Below are 13,637 nucleotides of genomic sequence, written 5' to 3'. Positions count from 1 at the left end.
CGTCATGCCCCATGATGGGAGGCATGAAATGGGTAACGTTCGACTGTTTCGGCACTCTCGTCGACTGGCGGCACGGCATCTCCACCAGCGCCGAGCTGGTGGCTCCCGGTCAGGGAGCGCGGCTGCTGGCGGCCTACATCCGGCACGAAGCCGCGGTCCAGGAGGAGTCACCTGGCCTCCGCTACCGCAGGGTGATGGCGGAGTCGCTGCGCCGGGCGTGCGCTCAGGAGGGCGTGGCGCTGTTCGATGAGGACGTCTCGGTGCTGGCCGCCACGATCCCGTACTGGCCGGTCTTTCCCGAGGTGGGCGCGGAGCTGTCGGCGCTGCGGGCGGCCGGCTGGAACCTGGCGCTGCTCACCAACTGCGACCGGGACCTCATCGCAGAGACGCAGCGGCGGCTGCCGGTGCCGTTCGACGCGGTGGTGACCTCCGAGGACGTGGGCGCCTACAAGCCGGCCGACGCGCATTTCGACCGGTTCAGGCGGGTGCACGCGCCCGACCCGTGGGTGCACGTGGCGCAGAGCTACATGCACGACATGGAGCCGGCGCACCGGCTGGGCATCAACCGGGTCTGGATCAACCGGCAGGCCGAACGGCCGAAGGACCCGTCGATCCTTCAGGAGGTGCTGCCCGACCTGAGCGGGCTGCTGTCCGTCGTGGAGAAGGCCGCCCGCTGAGCCGGGCGCGCTGTCCGTCCCAGGCGCCCGCTCGCCGGGTCAGGCGCGCTGTCCGCCGGGTAAGGTGCGCTGTCCGCCGGGTCAGGTGCGTTGTTTCAGTACGTCGGCGATGCCCGCCAGGAACGAGTCGACGTCCGCGATCAGGTAGCCGGGCCGCAGCAGCACGGTCGAGAACTTCGCCTCGCGGACGTTCTTGGCCGTCAACGGGTAGTCGGTGGTGCCGCGCAGCGTGGCCACGATCCGGTCCAGGAAGGCGTCGATCTCGTCCTCGTTGTAGCCCGTGCCCATCCGCCCGGGCCGGAAGGCCACCCGCTCCACCCGGGCGGCCTGCGTCTCGAACCACTCCTCGCGCAGCATCTCGCCGGTCGGCTCGGTCATGGCCAGCCGTACGGGGCTCTTGGCCCGCGTCTCCAGCGCCACCACGAACGCCTCCAACGCGAAGTCCACCGCGGTCTCCTGATAGCCGCCGCGCTTGGCCCGGAACGTCGCCCTGCGCACGTCGTCGGCCGTGACCTGCTCTAATTCGCGCGGTCCCCTTCCCAGTGTCGCCTCGATCCGCCCGATCAGGGCGTCGACCTCGACTGGGTCATAGCCTGAACGCATGCCCATGACGCGTGGAAAGCGATTCAAGCTCACTCCTTCTGCGGTGTGCTGGGGCTACTCATATTGTGGGGCTCTTTATCCTGACAAGACGAATTGAGATATACCGTTACCGGACCATGCGATTGTCAAAGGTCTCTTTCCGTTATCGAAGACGTGACCCTTCTGTCATGAAGGACGTGGACGCGCACCTCGATCCCGGTGACGTGATCGAGGTCGCCGGCGTCAACGGTGCGGGCAAGTCCACGCTGCTCCGCCTGCTGGCCGGGCTCACCCAGCCCTCGTCGGGCACGATCAACGAGCGCCCGGCGGTGGTCGGCTTCGCCCCCGACCGCTTCCCGATGGAGCAGCCCTTCACGGTCTCCGGCTATCTGCGCCATATGTCCCGCGTACGCGGCGGCGCGCGCTGGGAGCCCTGGGCGGAACACCTCGGCATGGCCCACCTGCTCGGCCTGCGGCTGGGCGAGTTATCGAAGGGCAGCGCCCACAAGGTCGGGCTGACCCAGGCGCTGATGTGCGGCCCCGGCCTGCTCATCCTGGACGAGCCGTTCGCGGGGCTCGACGCCGACACCCGCGAGGTGCTCCCGTCCATCGTCACCGAGCTCTCCGAGGGCGGCGCCATCGTGGTGGTCAGCGACCACCAGGGCGGCCTGCGCCACCTTCCCTCCATCAGGCACTGGACCGTGGTGGACGGCAAGGTCAAGGAGGGCACGGTGGGGCAGCGGGCGACCGTACGGGTGGATCTGCCGGTGGACGAGGTCCGGTCGTTCATCGCCAGGATGCGTGACGAGGGCTACCGGGTGCACGACATCGTCACCGAGGAGCAGCCATGATCGCGTTGACCGTGTTCCGCGTCGCCGCCTACATCCGGTCTCACCGCGTCTACCAGGCGCTGCTGCTCATGCTCGTGCTGGTCGCGATCGTCTACGGCAGCCGCGCGCCCAAGGGCGCCGAGACCGCCGTCCTCACGGACGCCGTGGTGCTGGTGATCCCGATCCTGGCCTGGTCCAGCAGGAGCCTGCTCGACACCGAGCCCGACCAGCAGCGGGCCCTTTCGGCGATCAGCGTGGGCGGCCGGCTGCGCGAGCTGGGCGCGGGCCTGCTGGCGGCGCTCGTGACGTCGCTGGTGCTGGTCGCGCTGGCCCTGGGCTGGGGTCTGGCGCTGGGCGTCAGCGCCGTCCCGGCGCCCGGGGAGTTCGCCGCGATCCTGGCGTTGTCCGGCATCGCCGCGCTGGCCGGCGTCGCGCTCGGCGCGCTCACCAGCCGGGCGATCCTGCCCTCCCCCGCGATCTCCATCATGGCGCTGCTGCTGGGCTTCCTGGCCATGCTGATGCTCAGCGCGTCGCCCTTGTACTGGATCACGATCCCGATCGTCACCTGGATGAAGTCCGCGAACTCCGCCGAGCTGACGGCCCGGCTGCCCGAACTCGCGGCCATCTCGCTGGCGTGGTGCCTGCTCGGCCTGGCCTGCTACGCCTGGCTGCGCCGTACCCGGCCCTGAAAAACACGACAGAACGTCACACGCGCCTCTTTGAGCCACTAGGTTAGTGAGTACTCACCCACCTATGAGGAGCGGGCGTTATGAAGGTGATCTGTGTAGGCGACAGCATCACGCGTGGTCAGGTCAGCGGAAACTATGTGAAGCTGCTGGAGTCCCGGCTGACGGGCGGCACCGTGCTCAACGCGGGCGTCAACTACGACGTCTCCGCGCATGTGCTCGACCGGCTCTCCGAGGTCGTGGAGCAGGACCCCGACGTGGTCACCGTGCTCATCGGCACCAACGACGCCACCGCCACGCTCGGCGAGCAGACCGCCCAGAAGCTACGCAACCGGTGGAAGCTCGCCGAAGACCCGAGCCCCGACGGGTACGCGGCGAACCTCGCCGCCATCACCACCCGGCTCAAGGACGAGACGCGGGCGCGGATCGCGCTGATCTCCCCGCCGGTGCTCGGTGAGGACCTCGACTCCGTGGCGCTGCGGCGGACATCGGAGTTCGGGGAGATCGTGCGCAAGGTCGCGGCCGAGCAGTTCGTGACGTACCTTCCGCTCAACGAGCAGATGGTGGCGTACCTGGAGAAGGCGGACCACACGCCGCGCGTCCACTACCGGGCGGACAGCCTGCTGGCGCCTACCGCCGCCATGCAGCACTTCTTTCTCGGGCGCCGCTTCGACGCGATCGCCAAGAGCCGCGGCCTGCTGCTGACCACCGACACCGTCCACCTGAACAGCCGGGGCGCCGGGATGATCGCGGACCTGGTCGAGGGGTTCGTACGCTCTTCCTGAGCTACTCGGCGGCGGCGAGCTGGCCGCAGGCGCCGTCGATCTCGCGGCCGCGGGTGTCGCGGACGGTCACCGGCACGCCGTGGAATTCGAGCCGGCGCACGAACGCCCGCTCGTCCTCCGGCCGGGAGGCGGTCCACTTGGAGCCGGGCGTCGGGTTGAGCGGGATCAGGTTGACGTGCACCAGCTTGTTGCGTACGAGCTTGCCGAGCAGGTCGGCCCGCCACTCCTGGTCGTTGATGTCCTTGATCAGCGCGTACTCGATCGAGACCCGCCGCTTGGTCTTGGCCGTGTACGCCCAGGCGGCGTCGAGCACCTCCGACACCTTCCAGCGCGTGTTGATCGGCACCAGCGTGTCACGCAGCTCGTCGTCGGGCGCGTGCAGGGACAGCGCGAGCGTCACCGGCAGACCCTCGTCGGCGAGCTTGGCGATGGCGGGCACCAGGCCGACCGTGGAGACCGTGACGCCGCGCGCCGAGATGCCGAGACCGTGCGGGGCGGGCTCCACCATGCGGCGCACGGCCCCGATGACCTGCTTGTAGTTGGCCAGCGGCTCGCCCATGCCCATGAAGACCACGTTGTTCACCCGGCCCGGACCGCCGGGCACGTCCCCCGCCGCCAGCGCGCGGGCGCCGGAGACCACCTGCTCGACGATCTCGGCGGTGGACATGTTGCGGGTCAGCCCGGCCTGGCCCGTCGCGCAGAACGGGCAGTTCATGCCACAACCGGCCTGCGACGACACGCACATCGTCACCCGGTCGGGATAACGCATGAGCACCGACTCGACCAGCGCGCCGTCGAAGAGCCGCCACAGCGTCTTGCGGGTGGTGCCGCCGTCGGTGGTCAGCTCCTTGACCGGGGTGAGCAGCGACGGCAGCAGCACCGACAGCTTGTCGCGGGCCGCCGCGGGCAGGTCGGTCATCGCGTGCACGTCGGCGGTCAGGCGCTCGAAGTAGTGGCGGGAGAGCTGGTCGGCGCGGAACGCCTTCTCGCCGAGCTCGGCCACCGCGGCGCGCCGGTCAGGCATGGACAGGTCCGCCAGGTGCCGAGCCGGCTTGGCCCTGCGCGGCGCGACGAAGGTGAGCTGACCTGGCTGCTGGGACACGTTTCTGCCTTTGCTTGGGTGGTTACCGACCAGGGTAGTGAACGCTCGGCTCCCAAGTGACATTCCATGAGGGAGCTCCCGGTGGCGGTAGCCCTCGCATGAGGTTGGCGGCCGATCTAGAGTGCATCTCGTATGGCGATTTTCCGGTCGGCATCTGGCGAGGGGCAGACCGAGGTCGTCCTCACCGCCGGCAACCCGTACGGCAGCCGGACGCTCGTGGTCGAGCGGGACGAGGACGCCTCGGTAGCTTACCTGTGCTCGCCCGACGGCGCCGTGCACGGCGCCGTGTGGCTGGCCAACCACCGTCCCGCGCCCCCGGTCGTCGATCTGGCCCGGCTCAACTCCGGGCTGCCGCCGCTCATGCCCAGGGCCAACACCACCCACCCGGCCGGGCGCCGGCCGCTCGGGCAGCTCACCGTGCTGTGGTTCGAGGAGGGCGACGGGGTCGCGGTGTACGAGGACGACGACCTGCTGGCGGTCATCCCCGGGTGGGCCGACATGAGCAGGGGCATGCCCGGCTACGCCCGTGACACCGTGGGCGAGACCCCGTTCGCCTGGGCGCTGTCCGAGGCCCTCGAAGGGCTGCGGCCGCGTATCGCCAACGCCAGGTCCTACTGGCGGTGGCGGCATGGGGATGGGTCCTGGGCGTCGTTCCAGGAGTTCGTCATGGGGCATCTGGAGCGGGCGCTCGGGCCCGCGGGCCGCTACTGGGACGCGAGCGGGGAACGGTTGCCGTCCATCGGCATCAGCGAGCGGCCGCCGTACGGGCATCGGGAGTTCACGGTGCTGTCGACGGTCGGGATGAGCTGCCAGCGGATGCCCACCGTGGAGCAGTGGATCGACCGGCCGGGCGCGTACGCCCGGATCGAGCTGGCCGTGGCGACCCGCGAGGATCCGCGCGAGGCGGCGCTGCTGCTCGTGTGGCTGTCTCAGTATCCGTGGCACTCGGTCACGTGGCTGGGGCACGGGCACACGGCCAAGTGGTATCACGAGCCGGCCACGTTCCCGCTGGGCCCGCAGTACTCGGGGGTGGTGATGGTGGCCGACCCACCCGCCATGCCTGATTTATCAGGATTCGCCTTCGGGGGTGAGGCCGTCCGCTGGCTCTGGCTGCAGCCGGTCACCACTGAGGCGATGGAGGAACAACACCACTAGCCGCGTTTTCCGCACGTACCGCTTCGTCACCAGCGTCGCTCACACCCCCAGAAGGACCCCAGCGATCACCACTCCCACTCCTCAGAAGGACCTCAGCCGAAGTGCGGCGGGGAGTGCGGAAACATGGGCCAGTTGTGATGACGTGCGGAATGCGGGACCAGAGCCAGACGGGCGCGGTCGCATCACGAGCGGGGCGCGGCGGGCGGGGCGTGTCAGAAGAACAGCGTCATCAGCAGCCAGACCGGCACCAGCGTGGTCACCAGCGAGTCGAGCCGGTCCATGAGGCCGCCGTGGCCCGGCAGGATCGAGCCCAGGTCCTTGATGCCGAGATCGCGCTTGATCATCGACTCGATCAGGTCCCCGACGGTCGCCAGCAGCGCCGCGAGCGCACCGATCAGGGCGCCCTGCCAGAACTGCCCGCCCATGAGCCAGTTCACCAGCCAGGCTCCCACCACGACGCACGCGATGACGGACCCGGCCAGCCCCTCCCAGGTCTTCTTGGGGCTGATGACGGTCATCTGGTGCTTTCCGAACAGCACACCCGCGATGTAGCCGCCGATGTCGCTGGCCACGGTCACCGCGATGAAGATGACCACCCGCTCCCGGCCGTCGCCCGGCGCCAGCAGCAGCGCCGCGAACCCGGCCAGCAGCGGCGGATAGACCAGGATGAACACCGAGGCAGTCGCGTCACGTACGTATCCGGCGGTGCCGGCGCTGAACATCCGCCAGATCAGCAGCACGAAGACGACCACCACGAACGCGCCGAGCAGCCAGACGGGCCCACCCCAGTAGGCGCCGGCCAGCATCGCCACCATGCCGCCCAGCACGGGCACGGTCGGCACCTTGATGCCGCGGCTGCCGAACGCCTGGGTCAGCTCCACCACCCCGACGCCCACGGCACCCACCAGCACCAGGAGAAAGAGCTCCTTAACGGTGTAGAGCGTGCCGATGACCAGCGCGCCCAACCCCACGCCCACCGCTATCGCGGCAGGGAGGTTCCGGCCGGTACGGCTGCCGCCGCTCGGGCTGGAGCCAGCCGTACGTTCTTCCACAGAGTCTCTTCCCTGGGCCTTCCCTGTGCCACGGCCCCCGCCACCGGGCGAGGGCCGTGCGGCGCGCCGCTCAGACCTCGAGCAGCTCGGTTTCCTTGTGCTTGAGCAGATCGTCGATCTTGGCGACATGCTTCTGGGTGATGTCGTCAAGCTCCTTCTCCGCGCGACGGACCTCGTCCTCGCCCGCCTCTCCGTCCTTGATCATCTTGTCGAGGATCTCTTTGGCGGAGCGGCGGATGTTGCGCACGGACACCTTGGCGTGCTCGCCCTTGTTCCTGGCGACCTTGATGTACTCCTTGCGCCGGTCCTCCGACAGCTCGGGGAACGACACGCGGATCACCGCCCCGTCATTGCCGGGGTTGACGCCCAGGTCGGAGTCACGGATCGCCTTCTCGATCGCAGCCATCGAGCCCTTGTCGTAGGGCTGGATGATGATCATGCGGGCCTCGGGTACGTGGAACGAGGCCAACTGCTGGATCGGGGTCGGCGTGCCGTAGTACTCGGCATGGATCTTGTTGAACATCGAAGGGGTGACCCGGCCCGTCCGGATGCTCGCGAAGTCCTCCTTCGCGACCGTAACGGCCTTGTCCATCTTTTCCTCGGCTTCGAGGAGGGTTTCGTCGATCACAGCGGCTCCCTGTCTTCTAGCTGGCGATGTCGGGCGCACTCCCTCATTTGCCTGCGGGACTCACCAGCGTGCCGATTTTCTCACCGCGGACCGCTCGCAGGATGTTGCCCTCGCCCATCAAGTCGAAGACGACGATCGGGAGGTCGTTGTCCTTGCACAGGCTGATCGCGGTGGCGTCCATGACCTGGAGGTCGCGGATCAGCACCTCGCCGTAGTCGAGGTGGTCGAACCTGACCGCGTCGGGATTCTTCCGCGGGTCGGAGTCGTAGACCCCGTCCACCTGCGTACCCTTGAGCAGCGCCTCGGCGCCGATCTCCAGGGCGCGCTGGGACGCCGCGGTGTCGGTGGAGAAGAACGGCGAGCCGAGCCCGGCGCCGAAGATGACCACGCGCTGCTTCTCCAGGTGCCTGATCGCGCGGCGCGGCAGGAACGGCTCGGCGACCTGCTGCATGGTGATGGCGGTCTGCACACGGGTCTCGACGCCCCGCCGCTCCAGGAAGTCCTGCAGCGCGAGACAGTTGATGACCGTGCCCAGCATGCCCATGTAGTCGGCGCGGGCGCGGTCGATGCCCTGCTCGGACAGCGCCGCGCCGCGGAACATGTTGCCGCCGCCGACCACCACCGCCACCTGCACGCCTTCGCGTACGGCCTCGGCGATCGAGTCGGCCAGGTGATCGACCACCAGCGGGTCGATCCCCAGCGGCTCGCCACCGGCGAACGCCTCACCTGACAGCTTCAACATGACCCGCTTCCACCGGAGCGGGCTCTGATATGAAGAAGCCGCCGACGTAGCTGGCTCCTGGTTCTCCTGCACGGCGGCGGCCTCCCTCTTAGGCGGTTCGATGGGCTGGAATTTCGTTCAAGCCTAAGCCTGGCCGACCTTGAAGCGAACGAAGGCCAGCACCTCGGTGCCGTTCTCCTCGGCGTACTTGCCGACGGTCTTCTTGTTGTCCTTGACGAACGCCTGCTGGAGCAGGGTGAAGTCCTTGTACCAGCCGTTGACGCGACCCTCGACGATCTTGCCGATGGCGGCCTCGGGCTTGCCCTCCTCGCGCGTCATCTCCTCGAAGAGCTTGCGCTCCTTGTCGACGACGTCAGCGGGCACGGCCGCTGCGTTGAGGTACTGCGGGGCCATCGCGGCGGCGTGCTGCGCGATGTCCTTGGCGACCTCGGCGTTCGGCTTGTCCAGCTGGACCAGCACGCCGACGGCCGGCGGCAGCGCCGGGTCGGTGCGGTGCATGTAGGCGCCGACGTAGCCGCCCTCCAGCACCGAGAACCGGCGGATCTCGATCTTCTCGCCCAGCGCCACGTTGGCCTCGTCGAGGTGCTCCTTGACGCTCTTGCCGTCGAACGAGGACTCGAGCAGCGCCGCCACATCGGCCGGCTTGGTGGCCAGGATGTGCGCGACAACCTGACCGGCCAGCTCCTGGAAGCGCTCGGCCTTGGCCACGAAGTCGGTCTCGCAGTTGAGCTCCAGCAGCGCCGCGGCGGACTCGCCGTCCTGCTTGAGCGCGACCAGGCCGTTGGAGGCGGTGCGCGTCTCGCGCTTGCCCACGTCCTTGGCGCCCTTGAGGCGCAGCAGCTCGATGGCGCGGTCGATGTCGCCGTCAGCCTCTTCGAGCGCCTTCTTGCAGGACATCATGCCGGCAGCGGTGATCTCGCGAAGCCGCTTGACGTCGGCCATGTTCACGGAAGCCATTGCTTTTTCCTTGTGGGATTTCGTCGTGGATCGGGTGGTGTCGGCGATCCGGCGCCCACCCTACGGTTCGTACGGCCGGCGGCTGCCGCACAGGAGCTCGGATTCTTACCGGGCAGCAGCCCTGCCGTTCGCGGCCTTGCCCGGCTCTTCCGGCCGTGCCCGGCGGCGGGGTGTTCACCCCGCCGCCGGGTGCAGCCTCTACGGTTGCGCTTGGCCGTGCTCGGCCCTTGCGAGTCCCCTCGCTGAGCCGCGCGACTGCTCGTCGCCTCGGCATGACCCGAGGCGTGAGCGATCAGGCCTGCTGCTGCTCGGTCTCGCCCTCGGCGGCGGCCGGAGCGGCCTCAGCCGCGACCTCGGCCTCAGCCGTGACCTCGGCCTCAGCCGTGACCTCGGCCTCAGCCGTGACCTCGGCCTCAACCTCGGCCGGAGCCTCGACCTCGGTGGCGGCCTCAGCCTCAGGGGCAGCGACCTCGGCCTCGGGAGCGGCGGCCTCAGCGGCCTCGGCCTCGGCAGCCTCAGGAGCGGCCTGCTCAGCGGTGCCCTGCTCGATGAGCTCGCGCTCCCACTCGGCCAGCGGCTCGGCGGCAGCGGGCTTCTCGTCACCACGGGCGGCGCCCGAACGGGCCATCAGACCGGCCGCGACACCATCGGCGACGACCCTGGTCAGCAGGCCGACGGCGCGGATGGCGTCGTCGTTGCCGGGGATCGGGTAGTCGACCTCGTCGGGGTCGCAGTTGGTGTCGAGGATCGCGACGACAGGGATGCCAAGCTTCTTGGCCTCACTGATCGCGATGTGCTCCTTCTTGGTGTCGACGATCCACACCGCGCTGGGCACGCGGCCCATGTCACGGATGCCGCCGAGCGTGCGCTCGAGCTTGTCCTTCTCGCGCCGGCGCATGAGGAGCTCCTTCTTGGTGAGCCCGGATGCGGCGACGTTGTCGAAGTCGAGCTCCTCGAGCTCCTTCAGGCGCTGAAGCCTCTTGTGCACGGTGGAGAAGTTGGTGAGCATGCCACCCAGCCAGCGCTGGTTCACGTACGGCATGCCGACGCGAGCCGCCTGCTCGGAGATGGCCTCCTGCGCCTGCTTCTTGGTGCCGATGAACAGAACCGTGCCGCCGTGGGCGACCGTCTCCTTGACGAAGTCATAGGCGCGGTCGATGAAGGCCAGCGACTTCTGCAGGTCGATGATGTAGATGCCATTGCGCTCGGTGAAGATGAAACGCTTCATCTTCGGGTTCCAGCGGCGCGTCTGGTGCCCGAAGTGAACGCCACTTTCGAGCAGCTGTCGCATGGTAACGACGGGGGCCATGTGCTGGTCCTCCAGGTCTGTGCGCCCGTGCGGGCGGGCGCAATTCTCGGTTGTGACGCGGCAGCCCAGTGGCTGCCGCCCTGATGCCCCGAAACCGCTCCAGCCGAGCCGTAGCTCGGACCGAGGGCGCGGTCCTCGATGGGGCATGCGAAGTCGGCCTGTGATAACAGGCCACCCAAAAGTCTACCTCCCACGCCGCCCCGGCCTGACCGTTGTGGGTCAGCCCGCGTCGTGGTCCTCCGTGGGCAGCCCCGGTGCCGCCCTCCTCACATGCGGGAAAAGATTGACCTGGGCCTCAGCGATCCTCGCCCCGGGAGGCGCCGCCCCCTCATCGCGGTTGCGCGCCAGGTACGGCGAGAACAGCTTCTCGACCTCCCCATTGAGCCGCGCCATCTCGTCGGCGTCGAGCCTCAGCATCAGGCGGCTGAAGGTGGTCACCGCGCGCCACTCCTCGGGCTCCTGATCGATGTTCTCCAGCGCCCGCCGAGCCTCTTCGTCCGCTTCCCTACGGAATGCCTGGATCAGCAGGTGCTTGGCCTCACGCACTTCCGGCTGATCGCCGGGCTGCACGCCGACCGACAGGGGCGTACCCACCGGCTTCCAGACCCGCTCCCGCCCATCACCGCGCGGCGGCGCATCCTCCACGAATCCGTACTTGGCCAGCATGCGCAGGTGATAGCTGGCGGCACTCGGGGTGATGCCGGCGACCTCGGCGACCTCGGTGGCGGTGGCACTGCCCTCGACGCCCAGGCGATTCAGGATCGCCAGCCGGGCCGGGTGCGCCAGAGCCCGCATCGCCTTGGGGTCGCTGAGGCTCTCCCTCTCCAGCGTCATGGCCCAAAGGTACCCGGAAGAGACGTGAAGCATTGCCTTCATAACTCTGAAGGGTTACTTTCATAGTTATGAAGCATTCCCTTCACAAATAGGAGCCCTCCCATGCCCACCCCCGTCCCGTCCACCCCACCCCCGAGCACGGCGGCCCCTTCTCCACCCCGCGACATGGCCTTCTCCGAGGACCCCCCGTCGGCGCCAGACCGCGCCCCACTCCGCAATCAGCGCGACTATCGACTGCTCTGGACGGCCCGCACCATCTCGATCACCGGCTCCGAGGTGTCCAAGCTGGCCGTCCCACTGACCGCCGTCACCCTCCTCGCCGCCTCCCCCATGGAAATGGGCCTGCTCACAGCCGCCGCCACGCTGCCCGCCCTGCTCCTCGGCCTCCAGTCGGGCGCGATCGCCGACCGCCTCTCCCGCCACCGCCCGCTCATGATCGCCTGCGAACTCGTCTCCTGCGCCGCCGCCCTGACGGTTCCCCTCGCCTGGCTCCTGGGCGTACTCAACGCGTTCTGGCTGATCGTCGTCGCCCTGGTCATCGGCTCAGCAGGCGTACTCTTCAAGGCCGCGAACTTCCCCCACGTGGCCGCAGTCGTCTCCCCCGAACAGCGAACGGAGGCGATGGCAGGCTTCCACGCCTCCTATTCGGTCGCCTCAGTCGGCGGCCCCGGCCTGGCCGGACTCCTCGTACAACTCCTGACGGCCCCATTGGCGGTGCTCGCGGAGGCGCTGTCGTTCCTGGCCTCCGCACTGTTGCTGCGCTCGATCCGCACCCCGGAGCAGAACGAGCCCGCCCCCTCGCGAGGCATGTGGCGAGACGTGACCGAAGGGCTCCGCGCCGGCATCACCCATCCCGTCCTGCGCGCTCTCCTCGGCGCGGGCGTCACCATCAACTTCTTCGCCATGGCCTATACGGCCGTGTACATGCTCTACATGGTGAACACCCTCGGCATCCCCCGGGGCCTCATCGGCGCCCTCATCGCCCTCGGCGGCGTCGGCGGCCTCCTGGGCGCCTGGATCACCACCCGCGCCGCCAAACGCTACGGCGAGAACCGCGTGCTGCTCGTCTCCGTGCTCTTCTTCCCGATCGAAATCCTGGCCGTGGGCCTGCTCAACGGCCCCCTCTGGTGGAAACTGACCCTGCTCACCCTCACCGGCACGATCACGGGCGGCGTCGTGGTCGCGTTCGCCACCTGCATGGGCGCGATCGTCCTACGCGAAACCGCCCCCGAACTCCGCGGCCGCGTCAACGCCACCCTGACCTTCGCCGTACAGGGGGTCATGGCCCTGGGCAGCCTCGCAGGCGGCGCACTGGCCGAGTTCGCGGGCCTGCGTCCCGTCATCATCGTCTCCGCGGCCGGCATCGCACTCAGCACGATCTGGATCTGGACCTCTCCCCTGCGCCCCCGCCGCCACCGCCCCTTGTCGGATCCCACAGGTCCGACGCCGCAACTCTCCCCTCAAGTTTCCGACGACCTACACCCTTTGCGCTTGGCTGAGCGCGACCCGCTTGTCTAGACGCAACCGCTCACTCGGCTAGACCAACTCACCCGCCAACAGATCCATCAGCAGCCCGTCGTGAAACTCCCCAGTCACCGGATCCCGCTCATAAGCCCGCATGATCCCCACCCGCTTGAACCCCACGCGCTCGTAGGCGTTGATGGCGACCGTGTTGTGCGCAGCAGGATCAATCGTCAGCCGATGATGCCCCCGCTCCTCAATCAACCATCGTGCCAACGTACGAACAGCTTCCTGGCCGAATCCGCATCCATGCCACTGGGGTCCGAGGAAAATGTCGATCCCCGAACTGCGATACATCGGATCCTCCACCTCCTCGTACTGAATCGCCCCGATCACTTCACCACCGACCGTGATGGCCAGCATGTCGTCGAACTCATCGACAGGCCCCCACCACCGGGCCACCTCAGGCGTCCCAACGATCTCCCGCAGCCGCGCCTCGTCGTCCCGTACGACGTCCCGCAGGACCACCCGAGATCCGCGTAGCTCCATCATGCCGCCTCCTCAACCCCGCCCGGCCCCGATGCCAGCGGTTATCCACAGCCTTACCGCTCCCCACCCCCTTCCTCCACAGAATTACGTTCACCCCTCCGACGACCCCCCGCCCTCCCACAAACTCACCGCATGCCCACTCACCCCACCTCCGATTCCCCACCCCCACTCACCCACCAAAAGCCCGATCCGCGTGTCAACGACGGCTGAATCTGGACCCCCTGGCGTCGTCTGAATTTTGACCCCTTGATGTGCTTGATTGTTATTGGTCGTTGGTGTGGCCAGCTG

The 13,637-nt window shown here is 68.5% G+C and carries 15 protein-coding genes; 6 read left to right on the top strand and 9 right to left on the bottom strand.

Translation table 11 applies throughout. The annotated features are described in order from the left end of the window. The first annotated feature begins 23 nt into the window (after positions 1–23). The gene (locus AB0F17_RS58855; protein ID WP_358043806.1) at positions 24–677 is read left to right on the top strand and encodes an HAD family hydrolase; all 654 of its coding nucleotides are present in this window, start codon (positions 24–26) and stop codon (positions 675–677) included. A gap of 81 nt (positions 678–758) precedes the next feature. Here the strand turns inward: AB0F17_RS58855 and AB0F17_RS58850 are convergent, their stop codons facing one another. After that, the gene (locus AB0F17_RS58850) at positions 759–1,307 is read right to left on the bottom strand and encodes a DivIVA domain-containing protein (protein WP_358043803.1); all 549 of its coding nucleotides are present in this window, start codon (positions 1,305–1,307) and stop codon (positions 759–761) included. A 140-nt stretch (positions 1,308–1,447) separates the two neighbouring features. Between AB0F17_RS58850 and AB0F17_RS58845 the strand changes: the two genes are divergently transcribed. The 3 genes from AB0F17_RS58845 to AB0F17_RS58835 all read left to right on the top strand — a co-directional run bounded on the left by AB0F17_RS58845 (position 1,448) and on the right by AB0F17_RS58835 (position 3,560). Next, positions 1,448–2,110: an ATP-binding cassette domain-containing protein gene (locus tag AB0F17_RS58845; RefSeq protein WP_358043801.1), complete on the top strand. Its 663-nt coding sequence runs from the start codon at positions 1,448–1,450 to the stop codon at positions 2,108–2,110. Beyond that, a complete protein-coding gene (locus AB0F17_RS58840; RefSeq protein WP_358043798.1) occupies positions 2,107–2,778 on the top strand; it encodes a hypothetical protein in 672 nt (223 codons plus the stop codon). The genes AB0F17_RS58845 and AB0F17_RS58840 overlap by 4 nt, the downstream gene beginning before the upstream one ends. Positions 2,779–2,858: 80 nt before the next feature. Beyond that, entirely contained in the window at positions 2,859–3,560 is a 702-nt protein-coding gene (locus AB0F17_RS58835; protein ID WP_358043795.1) for an SGNH/GDSL hydrolase family protein, read from the top strand. 1 nt (position 3,561) lies between these two features. Here the strand turns inward: AB0F17_RS58835 and rlmN are convergent, their stop codons facing one another. Continuing rightward, complete coding sequence (rlmN, locus tag AB0F17_RS58830) at positions 3,562–4,662, bottom strand: 23S rRNA (adenine(2503)-C(2))-methyltransferase RlmN (RefSeq protein WP_358043792.1); 1,101 nt, start codon at positions 4,660–4,662, stop codon at positions 3,562–3,564. A 132-nt stretch (positions 4,663–4,794) separates the two neighbouring features. Here rlmN and AB0F17_RS58825 point away from each other — a divergent pair, with 132 nt between their 5' ends. Next, positions 4,795–5,817, top strand: a complete 1,023-nt coding sequence (locus tag AB0F17_RS58825; RefSeq protein WP_358043789.1) for a suppressor of fused domain protein — start codon at positions 4,795–4,797, stop codon at positions 5,815–5,817. 212 nt (positions 5,818–6,029) lie between these two features. Here the strand turns inward: AB0F17_RS58825 and AB0F17_RS58820 are convergent, their stop codons facing one another. From AB0F17_RS58820 to AB0F17_RS58795, 6 genes are all read right to left on the bottom strand, one after another. Next, a complete protein-coding gene (locus tag AB0F17_RS58820) occupies positions 6,030–6,869 on the bottom strand; it encodes a phosphatidate cytidylyltransferase (protein WP_358043786.1) in 840 nt (279 codons plus the stop codon). Positions 6,870–6,939: 70 nt separating this feature from the next. After that, a complete protein-coding gene (frr, locus tag AB0F17_RS58815) occupies positions 6,940–7,497 on the bottom strand; it encodes a ribosome recycling factor (RefSeq protein ID WP_358043782.1) in 558 nt (185 codons plus the stop codon). 43 nt (positions 7,498–7,540) lie between these two features. Continuing rightward, complete coding sequence (gene pyrH / locus AB0F17_RS58810; RefSeq protein WP_250907579.1) at positions 7,541–8,239, bottom strand: UMP kinase; 699 nt, start codon at positions 8,237–8,239, stop codon at positions 7,541–7,543. A gap of 123 nt (positions 8,240–8,362) precedes the next feature. Further along, positions 8,363–9,196 carry a translation elongation factor Ts gene (gene tsf / locus AB0F17_RS58805; protein ID WP_358043779.1) on the bottom strand — a complete coding sequence of 278 codons (834 nt, stop codon included), beginning with the start codon at positions 9,194–9,196 and terminating at the stop codon, positions 8,363–8,365. 292 nt (positions 9,197–9,488) lie between these two features. After that, positions 9,489–10,505, bottom strand: a complete 1,017-nt coding sequence (gene rpsB / locus AB0F17_RS58800) for a 30S ribosomal protein S2 (RefSeq protein WP_358043776.1) — start codon at positions 10,503–10,505, stop codon at positions 9,489–9,491. Positions 10,506–10,724: 219 nt separating this feature from the next. After that, entirely contained in the window at positions 10,725–11,339 is a 615-nt protein-coding gene (locus AB0F17_RS58795) for a winged helix-turn-helix domain-containing protein (RefSeq protein ID WP_358043773.1), read from the bottom strand. A 102-nt stretch (positions 11,340–11,441) separates the two neighbouring features. Here AB0F17_RS58795 and AB0F17_RS58790 point away from each other — a divergent pair, with 102 nt between their 5' ends. After that, complete coding sequence (locus AB0F17_RS58790; protein ID WP_358043770.1) at positions 11,442–12,857, top strand: MFS transporter; 1,416 nt, start codon at positions 11,442–11,444, stop codon at positions 12,855–12,857. Between the two features lie 18 nt (positions 12,858–12,875). Here AB0F17_RS58790 and AB0F17_RS58785 read toward each other — a convergent pair whose 3' ends face one another. Beyond that, entirely contained in the window at positions 12,876–13,352 is a 477-nt protein-coding gene (locus AB0F17_RS58785) for a GNAT family protein (protein WP_358043767.1), read from the bottom strand. Positions 13,353–13,637 lie beyond the last annotated feature (285 nt).

The sequence above is a fragment of the Nonomuraea sp. NPDC026600 genome, from assembly GCF_040638335.1.
GTDB lineage: Bacteria > Actinomycetota > Actinomycetes > Streptosporangiales > Streptosporangiaceae > Nonomuraea.
This window is presented reverse-complemented; position numbering and strand designations above follow the sequence as displayed.